Source organism: Agromyces sp. H17E-10 (assembly GCF_022919715.1).
Taxonomy (GTDB): Bacteria; Actinomycetota; Actinomycetes; order Actinomycetales; family Microbacteriaceae; genus Agromyces.
The window spans coordinates 1867018-1883806 of record NZ_CP095042.1 but is presented as its reverse complement, the minus strand read 5'-3'; the positions used below and the strand labels follow the sequence as shown (position 1 = coordinate 1883806).

The following is a 16789-nucleotide window of genomic DNA, read 5'->3' as shown; positions in this document are numbered from 1 at the left end:
ATGAGTGACGAGGAGCGCACCACCGCGCCCGCGGACGAGCCGCGGGGCGTGTCTCGACGCGGGCTCCTCGGCCTGTTCGGCGCGGGCGCCGCGGGCGCGGCGGTCGGCTTCGCGGGCGGGGCCGCGGCCGTGGGCGCCGCCATGTCGTCGGCCTCCACGGGCGGCGCCGGCGCCGGAGCATCCTCGTTCGCGTTCTACGGCCCGCACCAGGCGGGCATCACCACGCCCGCGCAGGACCGCCTGCACTTCGCCGCCTTCGACGTGGATGCCGCGCTCGATCGCGACGGCCTCGTCGAGCTGCTCACCGACTGGACGAACGCTGCGGCCCGCCTCACGCAGGGCCTCGACGTCGAGGAGGGCGGCGCCGTCGGCGGGTCCGACTACGCGCCGCCCGCCGACACGGGCGAGGCACAGGGGCTGCCGGCCGCCGGGCTCACCATCACGTTCGGCTTCGGCCCGGGCCTGTTCGAGGATGCCTCCGGCGCCGACCGGTTCGGCCTCGCGAGCCGCCGGCCGCCCGAGCTCGCAGTGCTGCCGCGCTTCCAGGGCGACGCGCTCGAGCCGGCCCGTACGGGCGGCGACCTCTGCATCCAGGCCTGCGCGGACGATCCGCAGGTCGCGGTGCACGCGATCCGCAACCTCAGCCGCATCGCGTTCGGCCGTGCGACGCTGCGCTGGTCGCAGCTCGGCTTCGGGCGCACCTCGTCGACCTCGACCGCGCAGGCGACGCCGCGCAACCTCTTCGGGTTCAAGGACGGCACCGCGAACGTCAAGGCCGAGGAGACGAAGGTCGTCGACGACCAGGTCTGGGTCGCGGCAGCCGACGAGCCGGCGTGGATGGCCGGCGGCTCGTACCTCGTGGCCCGCCGCATCCGCATGATCATCGAGAACTGGGACCGCGTGCAGCTCGGCGAGCAGGAATCGCTCGTCGGCCGGTCGAAGGGCGAGGGTGCGCCGTTGTCGGGCGGCACCGAGTTCACCGAGCCCGACTTCGAGGCCGAGGGTGCGACCGGCAAGCCGCTCATCGCCGAGAACTCGCATGTGCGGCTCGCGCACTCGTCGAACAACGGCGGGGCCCGCATGCTGCGCCGCGGCTACAACTTCGTCGACGGCAACGACGAGCTCGGCCGGCTCGACGCGGGACTCTTCTTCCTCTCGTTCCAGCGCTCGCCGCAGCAGTTCATCGACATCCAGACCTCGCTCGCGGCCGACGGGCTCAACGAGTACCTGAAGCACGTGGGCTCGGCGATCTTCGCCGTTCCCGGCGGCATCGCCGAGGGCGAGTTCGTCGGCCAGCGGCTCTTCGCCTGAGCGACGCGCCGATGGGGAGCGCTCCCCATTCGCCAGTTTCGCCGGCCGGGTTAGTCTCGTGGGGGTCGCTCGATCGGGTGACAGGATTTTCAACGGATCGGATGTGATCATGGCTGATTTCAAGGCGTCGTACGGTGAGATGGAGTCGATGGCGGGCCGTCTCGACACGGGTCGTGAGGAGATCGGCGACGTGCTGCGTCGCCTGAAGGACGATGTCGACCGTCTCCTGGGTGACGACTTCAAGACGCAGCACGCGTCGGGCAAGTTCGGCGAGGGGTACACCGAGCTGACCACGGGTCTCGAGAAGGCGATCGAGGGCATCAGCGACATGGGCGACTCGCTGCGCAAGATGATGCAGGCGATCAAGGACACCGACCAGGCCCTCGCCGGCAACTAGTCCTGTTCTGCAGCGGGGTGCGGACGCGCGGACGCGACCGCACCCCCGACGTCGTTCCAGGAGGAGCCCGGATGAGCGCGCGGTCGACCCCCGCTGTCGCCGCCGCGCTGCGCGCCGCGCCCGACGTCGTGTACGGCGCGGCGACGGTCGCGCGCGACATCGAGAACGCGGCGCTCGCGGCCGTGAGCCCCGACGCGGCGAACCGCGTCACCGCCGTCGACCGGCGGTTCGACCGGGCGTTGCGTGAACTGCGCGAGGAGTTCCGTGCTCGGGCCGACGACGTGCCCGAGCACCCCGAGGTCGGCGACCGGGTCGCCCTGGATCTCGCGGGCTTCCTCGGGAGCATCGTGGCCTTCGGCATCGTGATGGCGGGCATGTCGTCGACGTTCACCGGTGCGCCGGCGGCGTGGACGGCCACCGCGTTCGCGGTGTTCGCCGCCGGCTGCCACCTCGGCAACGCGGTCGCCGCGCGGCACGAGCCTCCGAACCGCAACTCGCCCGGCTACCTCGTGCTCTCGACACTCGCACTCGCGACCGCCGCCGGGGTCGGCACGATGCTCGCTCCGGGGGTGTGGGCGCCGTTCGCGGTCCTGGTCGCTTGCACGGTGGTCGTCGCGGGCCTCGCCGTCCGCGCGATCGTGCGATGGCTCCCCATCGGGCGTGGGGCTGCCGCGTATCGTGCGGCGCTCGATGCGCTGACCGCGGAGCTCGAACGGCGGTTGTCGGGTCCGGCGGCGGACGCGACCGCGGAGTGGCGTTCGATCGTCACCGCCCTGCCGACGGAGGCCCGCGAACGGTTCGAGGCCGATCGGGTGAGCGGCATGGCGGCGTTCGCGGCACGTGACGACGTGGTTCGTCCGGCGGGCTTCGATGCCGGCGCACCTGCTGGCGCGCTGCGCTACCGCGGCGCCCGGATCTAGCCGCGCCGGGATCGCCGGCCACGAGGCATCCGGGTCAGTCGGTCTCTTCGACCTCGGTCACGAGCCACTGGTCGCCGCCCTCGCTCTTGAGGAACCCGCGCACCCGTTCGCCGTCGCGCTCGGCCTGGAACGCCACCACGCCGGGCTCGCCCGGCTTGGTGATCTGCTCGGCGGAGAACGTGGGCGAGGTGTAGCCCAGCCCGGTGAGCGCCTCGGCGCGGGCGCCCTGATCCCATGAGCCGGGCATGAACGCGAACATCGCCGCGCCGGCGAGGGCGGCGAGCACGAAGATCGCGCTGCCGAGCTCGCGCACCGGCTTCGATCGCCGACGTGTGCCGAGGCTCGACACGACGATGCCGGCGATCGCGACGACGATCGGGATGGCGAGCGGCCACGGGTGCCAGGGGGTCACGGTCACGATCTCGTTCACGGCGGGTCTCCGGTGTCGAGGATGCCGCGTGCGAGGGCCGCGACGCGGTCGAGGGCGGTGGTGAGGGCGAGGTCGCCGACGCCCGCGTAGCCGATCACGAGCCCGGTGCGTGCGGGTTCGGCTGCGGGGCGGAAGCTGTCGCTGCGCGCGACCGCGGGGTGGGCGCCCGACGACGCGGAGTACGTCGAGAGCGGTGCGACGACGATGCCCTCGGCCGCGAGGCGGGCGACCAGTTCGTGCTCGCGGTCGACCCCGGGCACCTCGAGCACGGCGTGCAGACCGCCGTCGAGCGCTCGCAGGCGGGCGCCCCGCTCGTCGAGCGGCGCGAGCGCCGCGAGCACGAGCTGCCGGCGGTGCCGGTACTCGCGACTCGTGGCGGCGATGTGGCGCCGCAGCGCCCCACTCGTGATGAGGTGCGTCATCGCGAGCTGCACGGGGCCGGCGACCGGCGTCGTGAGGTCGGCACGCGCCGTCGTGAGCGCGGAGCGGAGGTGCGGATGCCTCGGCAGCACGAGATACCCCAGGCGCAGCCAGGGCGTCAGCACCTTCGAGAAGCTGCCGATGAGCACGACTCGTTCGCTGCCGCTGCCGCTGCCGCTGCCGCTGCCGCTGCCGCTGCCGCTGCCGCTGCCGCTGCCGCTGCCCGCACCGACGCCGTCGAGCGAGGCGAGCGCCGGCAGCGGCGGGCCGGCGTGCCGGAACTCGCTGTCGTAGTCGTCCTCGACGACGAACCCGCCCGTGCGCGCCGCCCAGTCGAGCAGCGCGAGCCGGTCGGCCACCGGCAGCCGACCGCCCAGCGGGTACTGGTGGCTCGGCGTCACGACGACGGCGTCGAGCCTGGTGCGTGCGGCGCTCACCGCCGCCACGTCGAGCCCGTCGCCGGAGACCGGCAGTGCCGCGAGCTCAGCGCCGTGCAGGCGCAGGGTGCGGCGGCCGTTGCGATAGCCGGGATCCTCGACGCCCACGAGGGGCGCCCGCTCGAGCATCGCGCGCAGCGCGTGGGCGACGACCGCGAGCGCCTCGCTCGTGCCGGCCGTCACGATCACGTCGTCGGCGGCGCAGTCGACGCCGCGGGCGTTGCGCAGGTGCTCGGCGATCGCTGCGCGCAGTTCGGGCAGTCCCGCCGACGGCGGCGCCAGGCCCGGGGGTGGCGCGGCCGCGGCCCGCCAGGCGGCGCGCCACGCCCGCACGTCGAGCCGTGCGGTCGACGGGATGCCGGGGGAGAGGTCGACGATCGGGGATGCCACGGCGGAGGTCGCGCTCGTGTCTGCGGAGGTCGCGCTCGTGTCGGCGCGGTCCGATGACGGAGGGCGGTCGGATCGGCGCGCCTCGGCCGGTCGGGTCGAGGCCGAGGTCTTCGTCGCGGTCGCTGTCGTGGTGGTCGTCGCGGAGTCGCGCGGGAGCCGGGCGACCCGGGTCGCCGCGCCCTGACGGAGCTCGAGGTAGCCCTCGCCGGCGAGCTGTTCGTAGGCGGCGACCACCGAGCTGCGCGCGATGCCGAGCTCGCCGGCGAGCACCCGAGTGGACGGCACGCGATCGCCGGCCCGCAGGCGGCCGTCGAGGATTCCGCGGCGCAGGCTCTCGACGAGCCGCGGCACGACGGTACGCGCGGCGGAGCGGTCGATGATGAGGAGCGGCCCGTCCATCTCGCCTCACTGGTCGGCATGAATGACGCGGAACTGGTCTTCGAATGCTACCAGTCGAGGGCGCACGCTCGAAGCATGATCTCAACCTCCACTCCCGACCCCGCTCCGAGTGCCGCCGCCGAGGAACGCGCACCACGAGGCATCCGCCGCAAGCCCGACCGGCAGCGCACGGACCGTGCGTCGATCGACGCACTGCTCGACGGGGAGCTCGTCGGGCACCTCGCCGTCGTCGTCGACGGCGCGCCGATCGTCGTGCCCACCGGGTACGCCCGCATCGGGGACCACCTCGTCATGCACGGGTCGACCGGCGCGGGGTTCGTGCTGCGCGCCGTCGCCGATCGCGCCACGGTCGCGTTCTCGGTGACCGCGATCGACGGGCTCGTCTTCGGCCGGTCGATCTTCGCGAGCTCGATGAACTACCGCAGCCTCGTCGCGTACGGCGTGCTCGAGGCGATGTCGGGCGAGGACGAGCGGGAGGCGCTCGTCGCGATGACCGATCGCCTCATGCCCGGCCGGTCGGGTGAGGTGCGCGACGCCACGCGCAAGGAGTACGCGCAGACGCGTGCGCTGCGCCTCGCGCTCGACGATGTCGTGATGAAGGTGCGCGACGGCGGAGCATCCGAAGACCTCGACGACGGCGAGGACCACGACCGGTGGGCCGGGGTGCTGCCCGTCGCGACGACGTTCGGCGTGCCGCAGCCCTCAGGGCTGACCCCGCCGGGCACGCCCTTGCCCGGTTCGGTGCGCACGCTGATGACGCGATCGGCCGTCTCGCGAAAGCTCTCCTGACGGAAAGGACACCACTCATGTTCATGCTCATGCTCACCCTCGGACTGCTCGCGGCCGCGGCCGTCGTCGCCGCGATCATCGACGTCCGCACCGACGGACTCGGCCGCCCGCGGCAGACGTTCCTCGCGCCGGGATCGCGGTCGTCGTAAGCCGCCTCAGCCTGTCGCCCCACCGAAATAGGGCGATCACCCGATGGGTGCGAGGCACCTTAGCGAGTTGTCTGAGGTCATCCGATCGGAACGGTCGGGGGCCCGACACAGGAGGAACCATGCAGTACTCAGCAGATCTCGTCGCGGTTCGCACCCATGAGGCGAACGTGCTGGAGGCCGAGCGCCGCCTCGCGCAGCGTCTCGCCTTCGAGGAGCAGACGGCCGAGGCCGACGCCGCCGGTGCGGCCTCGGCCGGCCGGGTGCGACGCAACCGGTTCGCCGGCCGCCGCGTCCCGCAGCTCGCGCTGCGGTGATGCCGCCCCTGGTCGAGGCGGTCGAGGCCGCACCGGCGACCACGGCGGCAGCTCGATCGGTGCAGGGGCCCGACGGGCGGGGCGTCGGTGGGCCGTGGGACGATGAGTGGGTGAGCCCAACCGCGTCCAGCGCCACGATGATCGGCCGCGATGCCGAGCTCGCCTGGCTCGACGGCCTCCTCGACGAGGCCGCCGCCGGGGTGCCCCGCACGATCGTCATCGGCGGCGAGGCCGGCATCGGCAAGAGCCGGCTCATCCGCGAGTTCCGGCAGCGCGCCGAGCGCACGGCGCGCGTCGTGCTGGGGCAGTGCGTCGACCTCGGCACGGTCGCCGCACCCTACGCGCCCATCAAGGCCGCGCTCCGCGCACTCGTCGCCGAGGTCGGCGCCGAGCGGGCGCTCGAGATCGTCGGGCCGGGGCGCGCCGCGTTCATCGCGCTGCTGCCCGAGCTGGGCGCCGTCGGCGAGCCCATCGACGCCGGTGCGATCGCCGGTGGGGCCGGCGCGAGCGGCCAGCTGCACGAGGCGATCGCCGTGCTGCTCGAGACGCTCTCGCACGAACGGCCGATCGTGCTCATCGTCGAAGACCTGCACTGGATCGACCCCGCGAGCCTCTCGCTGCTGCGCTTCTTCCTCCGCATGCTCGCCTCGAGCCGGGTGCTCATCGTGCTGAGCTACCGCAGCGAAGACGTCACCCGCGGGCACCTGCTGCGGCCCTTCCTCTCCGAGCTCGAACGCGACCGATGGGTCGAGCGGCGCGAGCTCGCGCGGCTCTCGCGCGACGAGGTGCGCGAGCTCGTGGCATCCATCTCCGACGAGCCGCCCGCCGAGGGTGCGCTCGACGTGCTCTTCCGCCGCAGCGACGGGGTGCCGTTCTTCGTCGAAGAGGTCGTCGGCCTCGACGGGTGCCGCGACGAGTCCGACCTGCCCGACACGTTGCGCGAGCTGCTGCTCGCCCGGTACGAGCGGCTCTCCGACCGGGCGCAGATGCTGCTGCGTCTCATCGCCACCGGCGGCGTGCGGGTGCCGCACTCGATGCTCACCTCCGTCTACCGCGGCGACGACGCCGATCTCGACGAGACCGCGCGCGAGGCGGTCGTCGGGGGTGTGCTCGTCGTCGAGGGCGACGAGTACGGATTCCGGCACGCGCTCGTGCGCGAGGCGATCGTGGCCGACATCCTGCCCGGCGAGCGTGCGCGGTACCACGCCCGGTACGCGGAGGCGTACGAAGCGCTCGCCGCGGCCGGCACGCGGCGCCTCGCGGCGGAGATCTCGTACCACTGGCTCGGGGCGAACAACGCGGCGAAGGCGTTCCCGGCGACCGTGCAGGCGGTGCGCGAGGCCCGCCGCTCGACGGCGTTCGCGTCGGCCGCCCAGCTCGGCGAGCGGGCGCTGGCCCTGTGGGACGTCGTCGACGGCGCCGAGCAGATCGCGGGCATGAGCCGCATGGAGTTCATGGGGCGCACCGCATCGCACCTGCGCAACGCGGGCGAGATCGATCGCAGCCTCACGCTGCTGAAGTCGGCGCTCGCCGAGTGCCCGCCCGACGACCCCGACTTCCCGCGGCTCCTGCGCGACGAGGCGCTCGCGCTCGCCGCCGCCGGCCGGCCAGGCTCGATCCCGCTGCTCGAGCGGGCGCTCGACGTGCTCGGCGACCGGGCTCCGCTCATGCGCGCGACCGTGCTCTCGGCGCTCGCCGGCCGGCAGATGATCGAGGGCCGGTTGCGGCAGGCGATCGACACCGCCGAGACGGCGCTCGAGCTCGCGCTGCGCGAGCAGTCGGCACGCACCGCGTCGGTGTCGCTCAACATCGCGGCCGTGTGCCGGGTGAATCTCGGCGACATCGAGCGCGGCCTCGCCGAGCTCGACCGCAGCCGCGAACTCGCCGAAGACGACGGGCCGGCTCAGCTCCGCTACTTCGTGAACGCGTCCGACGTGCACTACCTCATCGGCGAGTACGCCCGTGCCGTCGAGCTCGCCGAGGCCGGGCTCGCCCGTGCCCGTGAGCTCGGGCTCGAGCGCAACACGGGCGTCATCCTCGCGTCCAACGCGGTCGATCCCCACTACGCGCTCGGCCAGTGGGACGAGACCCTCCCGCTCATCGAGCGCGCGCTCGCGCTCGACCCGCCCCTGCAGTTCAGGGTGTACCTGCTGCGGGCGAAGGTCTGGGCGAGGCTCTGGCGGGGCGACGCCGAGGGTGCCGACCGGGAGTTCCGGGCGTTCCGCCCGATCACGGCCGGCCCCGTCGAGATCGAGATGCAGACCCGGCTCTCGGTCGGGCGGCTCGCGACCGAGCTCGCACTCGCCCGCGGTGACATCGCCGGTGCCTGGCGCGAGTCGCAGGGCCTCTTCGACCCGCGCGAACGCACCGCCGTGGCGCTCGGCTTCCCCTACGCCTGGGCCGTGTCGCGCGTCGTCGCCGCGGCACGCGCCGGCGCAGGCGCCGCCGACGCCGAGGGGGCGGCAGCCGTGGCCGAGGCCGCCGCGGCCGAAGCTTCGCTGCGCGGGCTCGTCGACGGATTCGACGCCTGGCCGCTCGCCCCGCTCTGGTCGGCGCTCGTCGAGGCCGAGCTCGGGGGCGGCGTCGACGCGTGGCGGGCCGCCGTCGAAGCCGCCTCGGTGCGCACCGCCGAGGCCTACCTCAGGCCGTACTCACTGCTGCGACTCGGCGAGGCCGAGCTCGCGGCGGGCGACCGCACCGCAGCCCGCGCAACCCTGCAGTCGGCCCACGACGAGGCCGAGGCGGGCGGCGTCGGTTCGGTGCTCGCATCGGTCATGCGGGTCGCCGGAGCGGCCGGACTCTCGCTCGACGCCGACCGCCGAGTCGGTGCCGACATCGCCGGCGTGACCGACGGCATCGCCGCGTCGACCGACGCCACGGCCGAGCTGACCGCGCGCGAACGGCAGGTGCTCGAGCTCATCGCCGAGGGGCTCAGCAACCGGCAGATCGGTGAGCGGCTCTTCATCAGCGGCAAGACCGCGAGCGTGCACGTGTCGGCGATCCTGCGCAAGCTCGGCGCCTCGACCCGCACCGAGGCGGCGTATCGGGCTGGCGCGCTGCGCTGAGGTCGGTGCTGGTGCCGGTGCTGGTGCTGGTGCTGGCGCCGGGCGTCGGGTGCTGGCGCTCGTGCTCTGCGGTGGCGATCGGCACGTCTCGCGTGGTGGGCTAGCGTCGAGCGCATGACGCGACGCATCACGTGGGCGGGGCTGCCCAACACCTGGGACCTCGGCGGGCTCGACGGCGCACTCGGCACCACCCGCTACGGTCGCGTCTACCGTTCGGCGATGCTCGACGCGCTCGACGAGGCCGGCCGTGCCGAACTCTACGACGGCGGCGTGCGCACGATCATCGACCTGCGCAACGACGACGAGATCGCTGCTGCCGCCGACGATCCGTTCACACGGCACCACCGGCCGGTCGAAGACCAGTCGGACGCCGAGTTCATGGCGAAGTGGCCGACCCTCGACTCGCCCGGCTACTACGTCGACGTGCTCGAGCGATGGCCCGACCTCGTCGTCGGCGTGTTCGGCGTGCTGGCTGCGCCGCACACCGACGGCGAAGACGAGGCCGTGCTCGTGCATTGCGCGCACGGGCGGGACCGAACCGGCATGATCACCGCGATGCTGCTGCAGCTCTGTGCGGTGGAACGTGAGGCGATCGTCGCCGACTACCTCGGTGCGGTCCGCGCCATCGGCGACCACGTCGCCGCCACGGGCGATGCCGCCCACATCGCGCGCGAGTCGCCCGAGCTCGACGCACGCCGAAGCCGGGAGCTCGAGGAGTTCCTCGACGTGATCGACACCGAGCGGTTCCTGCTCGGCAACGGGCTGTCGCCCGCCGACATCGATCGCGTGCGCGGGCGGCTGCTGCGATGAGCGGGATGCACCGGCCGGGGATCGTACCCGTCGTCCGCGCCGCACGGATCGATGACGCCGAGGGCATCGCCCGCATGCATTGGGCCAGCCACCACGAGACGTACATCGAGCCCGGGCTCGTCGCCCGCGAGCACATCGAGGCCTGGACGCTCGAGCAGCGGATCGCCGGTTGGCGGACGACGGTCGGCGAATCCCTCGCCGGTGGCCGCACCATCGCGGTGGCCGTCGAGGGCGACCGCATCGTCGGCTTCGCCGATGCCCGACCCGTCGATCGGGCCGACGACCCCGAGGCGCCGCGCGACCTCGAACTCAATGGCCTCTACCTGCTGGCCGCACATCAGGGCTCCGGGCTCGGACAGCGGCTGCTCGACGCCGTGATCGGCGATGAGCCCGCCTTCCTCTGGGCGCTCGCGGGCGAGACGCGCGCTCGGGCGTTCTATCGACGCAACGGCTTCGAGCCCGACGGCGCCGAGCAGGTGTTCGAGCCGTGGGCGGTCATGACCGTGCGGCTGGTGCGGTGAGCGGTTCGTGCGCCCGGTAGCGTTGACCCTCGACCCCGAGGAGCAGCACCGCACATGAAACCCGGCCCCAGGCGCAGCGTCAGCCAGTCCGACATCGTCGACGCCGCGTTCGAGATCCTCGAGGAGAAGGGCGTCGCCGGCGTCTCGGTTCGCGGCGTCGCCGGAGCCCTGGGGCTCACGCCCACCGCGATGTACACGTACTTCGACTCGAAGAACGCACTGCTCCAGGCGATGGTCGAGCAATTGCTGGCGGGCATCGCAACGCGCCCCGGCGCCGATGAGGATGCCGCTGCACCGGCGTGGCGCGAACGGGTCACGACGATCGCCCTCGCGTTGCGTGCCCGGCTCGCCGAGCACGCCGGAGGGGTGGTGCTCGTCACGAGCGGTCCGCTCGACGGACCCAATGCGCTCGCCGTCGCCGAGACGATCATCGAGGCGTTCGTCGAGGCCGGACTCGAGGTCGAGGACGCCGCACGGGCGGGCCACGCAGTGCGCGCCTTCACGCTCGGCCAGGCGGCGCTCGAGGCAGCCCGTCGCACGGCGCCGGTGGAGGCATCCGCACAGCAGCCGTTGTGGTCGGACTCGCGACACCCCCTCGTGGAGCAGACCGCCCGCCTCGACCTCGACGGCGAGGGCGACGACGAGTTCGCCGCGGCGATCGGCCGAGTCATCGACGGCTACACGAGCTGACGGGGTTTCGACACGGCGCTGGCGCGCCGCCTCAAGGTGCCGAACCCCGCTCGGCCACACTGGTGGCGTGCTGCACTTCAGGATGATCGTGCCCGTCGAGCTCATGCTGCCCGTCGACGATGTGCTCGCCGCGCACGACGACGTCGTGTCGAACATCATCCGGCTGCCTCGGGCGGGCGCATCGCCCGTCGGCGACGTCATCCTCTGCGATGTCGCCCGGGGCGCCGCGAGCGACCTGCTGCAGGCGCTGCACCGCATCGGGCTCGACCGTGCGGGCTCGATCACCGTCGAGACGGTCGACCTGGCGCTCTCGACGCGGGCCAGGCAGACCGCGGACTCCGTCTTCGGCGGGGATGACGACGCCATCGTCTGGCAGGAGGTCGAGGCGCGTGCGGGCGACGAGGTGCGGCTCTCGGCGACGTTCATCGTGTTCATGGCGGTGGCGACGATGATCGCGACCGTCGGCGTCGTGAGCGACCAGCCGATCCTCATCGTCGGTGCGATGGTCGTCGGCCCCGACTTCGGGCCGCTCGCCGCCATGGCGGTCGGCATCGTGCGCCGCAAGTGGCGCGTCGTCGGGCGTTCGGCGCTGGCGATCGGGGTGGGTTACGCGTCGGCGATCGTCATCTCGATCGGGTTCTCGTGGCTCATGGTGCTGATCGGCATCTTCCCCCGCGATCCGCTGTCGAACGACCATCCGATGACGGAGTTCATCTGGACGCCGAACGTGCTCAGCTACATCGTCGGCCTGCTCGCGGGCATCGCCGGAGTGCTCTCACTCACCTCGGCGAAGTCGGGCGCGCTCATCGGCGTGCTGATCTCGGTCACGACCGTTCCGGCGGCCGGTGCCGCGGCGCTCGCACTCGCGTCGGGGGAATGGACGCTCGCCGCCACCTCGCTGTGGCAGCTCTTCGTCAACCTCATCGCGATCGTCACCGGTGGTGCGATCACGCTCGCCGTGCAGATCACGGTCGTGCGGCGCAACGACCGTCGGCGGCGTGAACTGCAGGGGGTCGGGGTGCGGTAGCGCCTCACTCAGGGGGCGTGCGGCGTGCGGCGCGCGGTCGTGCCCCGCGTGCTCGGTGTCGTGCTCGTCATCCGCCGGCACCTGAAGCCCGTCTCGTCGCGCCGACCCTGAGACGCGGCGAGGCGCCGACCCCCGGAGGGGCCGACGCCTCGTCGGTGTTGCGAAGGTGCTGCGGTCAGCCGGCCGCCGGGGGCACGACGCGGATGAGCGCCGCGGTGTTGCCCTTGAAGGCCTTCTTGACCTGGATGACGGTGCCGTAGCCCACGCCGTCGTCGGCCGGGTTGCCCGAGCCGAACGGGCCGAGACCGATGTCCTCGCCGTCGTAGGCGGGGAGGCGGTTGCCCTGGAGGTCGTACAGCGGGGTGCTGTACTGGGCGTTGCCGACTGACGGCACGACGGTCGAGGCGTCGCGGTCGCGGTAGTACAGGCCACCGGTCGCCTCGTCGAGCGCGAAGCCCGGCACCCAGCCGCGGTCGTCGGTGAAGGTGCTCACCGGGTCGAGCGCGGGGATGTCGGTGCAGTACTCCGTGAACGCCGCGTCGGCGACGCACTCGGTGAACGGCTGCGTCTTCTCGAGGCCGAAGGCCGCGTTCGACGACTGCGCTCGCGACGCCATCACCTTGAGGCGGGTCTTGTCGACCGGAGCGGTCGACGCGTCACGCTGCAGCGGGTTGAAGTGGCTGTCGACGATGAGCAGACCGCCCTTGGCGCCGTAGCTCGGCAGCGCCGACTCGTTCGCGATCGGCATGTTGGTGTTGCCGTACGTCGTGTCGCGGTACCAGACGAGTGCGCCGGGGGCGTTGTAGGCGAGCTTCGCGACCTTCCAGGCACCATCCTGGTAGATGCTGTTGTAGCCGTACTTCAGACCCTCGTCGAAGCCGTCGAAGTTGCGCCACTCGACCAGGTAGTACTGCGCCTTGACCGAGGTGCCCGAGTCGTGACGCCAGCCGGGGCCCGAACCGTCGACGAACGTCGTCGCCTCGGTCGTCCAGCCGTTGTCGCCGTTCTCGACGTCGTCGCTCCACGTGGTGGCGCCGCCACCCGTGACCGCGAAGTCGTCGCTGAACCAGCCGCGCTCCTGGAACGCCTCGTCGGTCGCCATGCGCAGGCGCACCTGCACGGTGGAGCCCTTGTATGCCGACAGGTCGACGTAGTCGTGACGCCAGCCGTCGGTCGAGCCGGTGAGGCCGTACTTCTTGCCGCCGAAGTCGGTCATGCGACCGTTCGGGTCGGAGTAGCCGTCGTTCGTCGAGACGAGCGTGCCGGCCTCGTTGTAGACCTTCTGCTCGGTCCAGGTGGTGCCGCCGTCGGTCGAGACCTCGACGAAGCCGAAGTCCCAGTCTTCCTCGATGACGTAGTTGTTCCACATCCAGAACTTCGCGTCGTCGGCGGCAGGTACGTCGACCGTGCGGCTGAGGCGCAGGTCGGCCCACGCGTAGTCGGCGCCGGTGTACCACATGTCGTCGCCGCTGTGCGGCGTGGCGAGGGTCACGACCTTGTCGGGAAGGTCGACCTTGATGCCGTCTTCCGTGCCCTTCGCGGGGCGCGAGGTCTGGCCCACCTTGATGGTGGTCTCGTCGTCACCGGGCTTCACGACCTTGGGGTCGGCCCAGCCGAGCACCCACTTGTCCCAGAGGCCCATGTGGGTCGGCATCGACTGGAAGATCGGGCCCGAGTGCGAGCCCGAGCTCATGAGGTCCCAGAAGTCGACGTCGCTCGACGCGGCGTTCGAGGTGTCGTAGAGGTCGGGCAGGCCGAGGTCGTGGCCGTACTCGTGCGCGAACACGCCGACACCCGAGTCCTCGGGCTGGACGATGTAGTTCGACAGCTGGAGGTCGGTGCCGGGGATCTTCGCGCCGCCGACGACCGACGAGGAGTGCGCCCAGATCGCGTAGGTGCCCTCGGCGCCGCCGCCACCGGACTTGTCCTCGCCGGCGTGCACGAGCACGACGTGGTCGATCACGCCGTCGGGCTCGTTGACGTTGCCGTCGCCGTCGCGGTCGCCCTGGTCCTCGACGTCGTAGTCAGCCCACGGGAAGTCGGGCTGCGCGGCAGCGAGTGCCGCGACCGCGTCGATGGGGAGCTGGCCCGGGCCGAGCTTGTTGGTCGGGTAGCCCTGCTGGTCCTGCATGGGACCGGCCTCGTACTCGCCCTCTTCGTTGAGGTGGCAGACGGTCGCGCCGTAGTACGCCTCGGAGTGCGGAACCGTGACCCACGGGGTCGCCGCGCCGTGCACCGTGTAGGCGCCGCGCGACATCTCCTCGTACATGTTCTTCATCGTGTAGCCCGAGATGTCGAAGCCCGGCTTGCCGTCGGGGCCCGTCAGGTCGGTGCGGACGCGCTCGGTGATGCCCTCGTCGCTGAAGAGCATCTTGTTGTAGTGCTCGCTCGAGAAGTCGGGCACCCACATCGAGTTGTTGTCTTCGAGGTCGTACGAAGCGGGGTCGGGGATGTTGTTGTGCAGCGGTCCGGACTGCGGAGCACCCGGCTTGCAGGTGGTGGCGCCGAACTCGGTCGGCACGTAGACGTCGCTGAAGTCCTCGGATCCGCCGAACTCGACGAGGATCGTGAGGAGCTTCGCCTCCTGCTGGCTCTTGGCCTTCTTCAGGCTCTTCGGGCTCTTGCCCGTCTTCTGAGCCTTGGCCTCGGTCTTCGCCAGCTGTCGCGCGGCGTTGGGGTTGCCCTGCGCGAACTTCTGGTCGACCGACTTGGCGAGTTCGAGCGCCGTTTCGCCGCTCGGCGTGCCGGTCTTGTTGCCGTGCACGTCGACGACCGCTTCGTCGTCGGTGCCGAGTTCGGACTCGAACCGGGGCGCGACGTAGTTCATGTAGTACTCGTCGGCGCCGATCACCGGCGCGGAGGGCTGTGATGGCGTCGCATTCGCGGGCACTGCGCCGAAGGTCGCCAAACCGGCGGCCGCGAGCGCAAGCACGGAAGTCGTCGCCACCACGCGCCTGCGCGCGCGAGTGGAGTTTCCAGACATGCTTCTCCCTTCGAGTGCCGCAGCGGCGGGTGACCGCCTCGGCACACACGGCGCCCGTCGGTAGACGGACGTAATCGGAATCCTGCCCTTAACGGACCTCCCTATGGAAGACCTGAATCAGATCTGTGGAGAACTCCCGCCCATCTGTAGCGTCGTCGGCGGCGATCAGATCACGATGTCCGTGATCGCTTCCGCCGAGGAGAGTCGTCGAATACACTCCGACCTTCCGGTCGGTCGGTGCCGGTCGGCGACGTCCGGGGCAAGGCCGGTGAGCGGCCCGGCGCCGTCAGCCGATGAGCAGCCCGCGCAGCTGGTCGGTGGAGTGCACGATCGCGAGCGCGTCGTCGGCTTCGGCGGGCGAGCCGTAGCCCCACTCGACGAGGATCGTCGGCACGCCGTTCGCGAGCGCCCCGATCGTGTCGTGGCTGCGGTCGCCGACCATGACCGCGTGCTCGGTGTCGATGCCGTCGTCCTGCAGGCGGCGCAGCGCCTCGGCGACGACCTGCGCCTTCGTGCCTCGGGTGCCGTCGGTCGTGGCGCCGGTGATGACCGTGAAGAACTCGGTGAGTCCCGCGTTGTCGAGCACGGCGCGCGCGGTCGGCTCGGGCTTCGAGGTCGCCAGGGCGATGGGGATGCCCGCGGCATGCAGTCGCTCGAGCAGGCCGCGCACTCCGGGGAACACGGGCGACGAGAGCACGTGGTCGGCGTAGTGCGCGCGGTAGGTCGCGACGGCTTCGTCGGCCAGCGCGTCCTCGAGGCCGTGGCCGGCGGCGAAGACGTCGGTGAGCGGCGGGCCCACGTACGAGCGCAGCGTCGCGTCGTCGGGAACGGGCAGGCCGAGCGTGGAGAACGTGTGGGCGAGCGATGCGGTGATGTCGGCGGCGGAGTCGATGATGGTGCCGTCGAGGTCGAAGAGCACTGCCGACCAGGTGCGGGTGAGTGTGCTGGGGGAGGTCACCGTGACATCCTAGGGTGCCCGAATGCGAGTGTTGCTCAGGGTTCGCCCAGAAACTGGGTCAGTTGACCCATTCACGACGCCGATCAGAAGAGTCGCGAGTGCCCGTCGTCGACGCCCCGCATCGCGTCGTAGTCGAGCACGAGGCAGCGGATGCCGCGGTCCTCGGCGAGGGTGCGCGCCTGCGGCTTGATCTCCTGCGCGGCGAAGACGCCCGTCACGGGCGCGAGCAGCGGGTCGCGGTTCATGAGCTCGAGGTAGCGCGTGAGCTGCTCGACGCCGTCGATGTCGCCGCGACGCTTCAGCTCGACCGCGACGCTCGCGCCCGAGGCATCCGTCGCCAGGATGTCGACCGGCCCGATCGCCGTCATGTATTCGCGGCGCACGAGACGGTGGCCGTCGCCCAGCAGTTCGATCTGCTCGGCCAGGAGCTTCTGCAGGTGCGCCTCGACGCCGTCCTTCTGGAGGCCGGGGTCGATGCCGAGGTCGTGGGCCGAGTCGTGCAGCACCTCGTGGATCGACACGATCAGCCGGTCGGCGGTCTTCTTGTGCGTGACCGTCCACAGCTCGCTGACGCCGGCCTCGCGCTGCTCGTCGTCGGGCTCGGCCGTCTCGAGCGTGCACGGCGGGCTCATCCAGTTGAGCGGCTTGTAGCTGCCGCCGTCGGAGTGCACCAGCAGGCTGCCGTCGCCCTTGACCATGAGCAGCCGGGTCGCGAGCGGCAGATGGGCTTGCAGCCGCCCCGCGTAGTCGACGGAGCAGCGGGCGATGACGAGACGCAC

16 protein-coding genes are annotated in these 16789 nt (G+C 71.9%); 11 read left to right on the top strand and 5 right to left on the bottom strand.

Translation table 11 applies throughout. From position 1 onward, the window contains the following. From efeB to MUN74_RS08400, 3 genes are all read left to right on the top strand, one after another. Positions 1–1311, top strand: coding sequence for an iron uptake transporter deferrochelatase/peroxidase subunit (gene efeB, locus MUN74_RS08410; protein ID WP_244856036.1), 1311 nt, complete (start codon positions 1–3; stop codon positions 1309–1311). Positions 1312–1420: 109 nt separating this feature from the next. Then, complete coding sequence (locus tag MUN74_RS08405) at positions 1421–1708, top strand: WXG100 family type VII secretion target (protein ID WP_244856035.1); 288 nt, start codon at positions 1421–1423, stop codon at positions 1706–1708. Between the two features lie 71 nt (positions 1709–1779). Further along, positions 1780–2628, top strand: coding sequence for a hypothetical protein (locus tag MUN74_RS08400; RefSeq protein ID WP_244856034.1), 849 nt, complete (start codon positions 1780–1782; stop codon positions 2626–2628). 34 nt (positions 2629–2662) lie between these two features. Here MUN74_RS08400 and MUN74_RS08395 read toward each other — a convergent pair whose 3' ends face one another. Both MUN74_RS08395 and MUN74_RS08390 read right to left on the bottom strand, forming a co-directional pair. Further along, the gene (locus MUN74_RS08395) at positions 2663–3058 is read right to left on the bottom strand and encodes a hypothetical protein (protein WP_244856033.1); all 396 of its coding nucleotides are present in this window, start codon (positions 3056–3058) and stop codon (positions 2663–2665) included. Beyond that, on the bottom strand, positions 3055–4704 hold the full coding sequence (locus MUN74_RS08390; RefSeq protein WP_244856032.1) for an aminotransferase-like domain-containing protein: 1650 nt from the start codon (positions 4702–4704) through the stop codon (positions 3055–3057). Before MUN74_RS08390 ends, MUN74_RS08395 begins: the two co-directional genes overlap by 4 nt. Positions 4705–4779: 75 nt before the next feature. On the opposite strand from MUN74_RS08390, the gene MUN74_RS08385 reads away from it, so the two are divergent. The 8 genes from MUN74_RS08385 (at position 4780) to MUN74_RS08350 (ending at position 12069) form a co-directional block, all read left to right on the top strand. Then, positions 4780–5493, top strand: a complete 714-nt coding sequence (locus tag MUN74_RS08385; RefSeq protein WP_244856031.1) for a pyridoxamine 5'-phosphate oxidase family protein — start codon at positions 4780–4782, stop codon at positions 5491–5493. A gap of 17 nt (positions 5494–5510) precedes the next feature. Next, entirely contained in the window at positions 5511–5642 is a 132-nt protein-coding gene (locus MUN74_RS19220; RefSeq protein WP_255820938.1) for a hypothetical protein, read from the top strand. A gap of 119 nt (positions 5643–5761) precedes the next feature. Beyond that, on the top strand, positions 5762–5956 hold the full coding sequence (locus tag MUN74_RS08380; protein WP_244856030.1) for a hypothetical protein: 195 nt from the start codon (positions 5762–5764) through the stop codon (positions 5954–5956). A gap of 110 nt (positions 5957–6066) precedes the next feature. After that, positions 6067–9021 (top strand): helix-turn-helix transcriptional regulator, encoded by a 2955-nt coding sequence (locus MUN74_RS08375; RefSeq protein ID WP_305038268.1) that lies wholly within the window; start codon positions 6067–6069, stop codon positions 9019–9021. Between the two features lie 114 nt (positions 9022–9135). Then, the gene (locus tag MUN74_RS08365) at positions 9136–9831 is read left to right on the top strand and encodes a tyrosine-protein phosphatase (protein WP_244856029.1); all 696 of its coding nucleotides are present in this window, start codon (positions 9136–9138) and stop codon (positions 9829–9831) included. Next, entirely contained in the window at positions 9828–10352 is a 525-nt protein-coding gene (locus tag MUN74_RS08360; protein ID WP_244856028.1) for a GNAT family N-acetyltransferase, read from the top strand. The genes MUN74_RS08365 and MUN74_RS08360 overlap by 4 nt, the downstream gene beginning before the upstream one ends. 54 nt (positions 10353–10406) lie before the next feature. Beyond that, a complete protein-coding gene (locus MUN74_RS08355; RefSeq protein ID WP_244856027.1) occupies positions 10407–11042 on the top strand; it encodes a TetR/AcrR family transcriptional regulator in 636 nt (211 codons plus the stop codon). Between the two features lie 67 nt (positions 11043–11109). After that, a complete protein-coding gene (locus tag MUN74_RS08350; RefSeq protein WP_244856026.1) occupies positions 11110–12069 on the top strand; it encodes a DUF389 domain-containing protein in 960 nt (319 codons plus the stop codon). Between the two features lie 175 nt (positions 12070–12244). Here MUN74_RS08350 and MUN74_RS08345 read toward each other — a convergent pair whose 3' ends face one another. The 3 genes from MUN74_RS08345 to nucS all read right to left on the bottom strand — a co-directional run bounded on the left by MUN74_RS08345 (position 12245) and on the right by nucS (position 16789). Next, on the bottom strand, positions 12245–15016 hold the full coding sequence (locus tag MUN74_RS08345; protein ID WP_244856025.1) for an immune inhibitor A domain-containing protein: 2772 nt from the start codon (positions 15014–15016) through the stop codon (positions 12245–12247). Positions 15017–15338: 322 nt separating this feature from the next. Then, a complete protein-coding gene (locus MUN74_RS08340) occupies positions 15339–16010 on the bottom strand; it encodes an HAD hydrolase-like protein (RefSeq protein WP_244856024.1) in 672 nt (223 codons plus the stop codon). An 83-nt stretch (positions 16011–16093) separates the two neighbouring features. Next, positions 16094–16789 carry an endonuclease NucS gene (nucS, locus tag MUN74_RS08335; protein ID WP_244856023.1) on the bottom strand — a complete coding sequence of 232 codons (696 nt, stop codon included), beginning with the start codon at positions 16787–16789 and terminating at the stop codon, positions 16094–16096.

What these genes read in the sequence shown, in the direction of transcription:
- efeB (WP_244856036.1), top strand. Translation starts at nt 1, where the DNA reads ATGAGTGACGAGGAGCGCACCACCGCGCCCGCGGACGAGCCGCGGGGC.
- MUN74_RS08355 (WP_244856027.1), top strand. Translation starts at nt 10,407, where the DNA reads ATGAAACCCGGCCCCAGGCGCAGCGTCAGCCAGTCCGACATCGTCGAC.
- MUN74_RS08365 (WP_244856029.1), top strand. Translation starts at nt 9,136, where the DNA reads ATGACGCGACGCATCACGTGGGCGGGGCTGCCCAACACCTGGGACCTC.
- MUN74_RS08390 (WP_244856032.1), bottom strand. Translation starts at nt 4,704, where the DNA reads ATGGACGGGCCGCTCCTCATCATCGACCGCTCCGCCGCGCGTACCGTC.
- MUN74_RS08380 (WP_244856030.1), top strand. Translation starts at nt 5,762, where the DNA reads ATGCAGTACTCAGCAGATCTCGTCGCGGTTCGCACCCATGAGGCGAAC.
- MUN74_RS19220 (WP_255820938.1), top strand. Translation starts at nt 5,511, where the DNA reads ATGTTCATGCTCATGCTCACCCTCGGACTGCTCGCGGCCGCGGCCGTC.
- MUN74_RS08360 (WP_244856028.1), top strand. Translation starts at nt 9,828, where the DNA reads ATGAGCGGGATGCACCGGCCGGGGATCGTACCCGTCGTCCGCGCCGCA.
- MUN74_RS08385 (WP_244856031.1), top strand. Translation starts at nt 4,780, where the DNA reads ATGATCTCAACCTCCACTCCCGACCCCGCTCCGAGTGCCGCCGCCGAG.
- MUN74_RS08400 (WP_244856034.1), top strand. Translation starts at nt 1,780, where the DNA reads ATGAGCGCGCGGTCGACCCCCGCTGTCGCCGCCGCGCTGCGCGCCGCG.
- MUN74_RS08405 (WP_244856035.1), top strand. Translation starts at nt 1,421, where the DNA reads ATGGCTGATTTCAAGGCGTCGTACGGTGAGATGGAGTCGATGGCGGGC.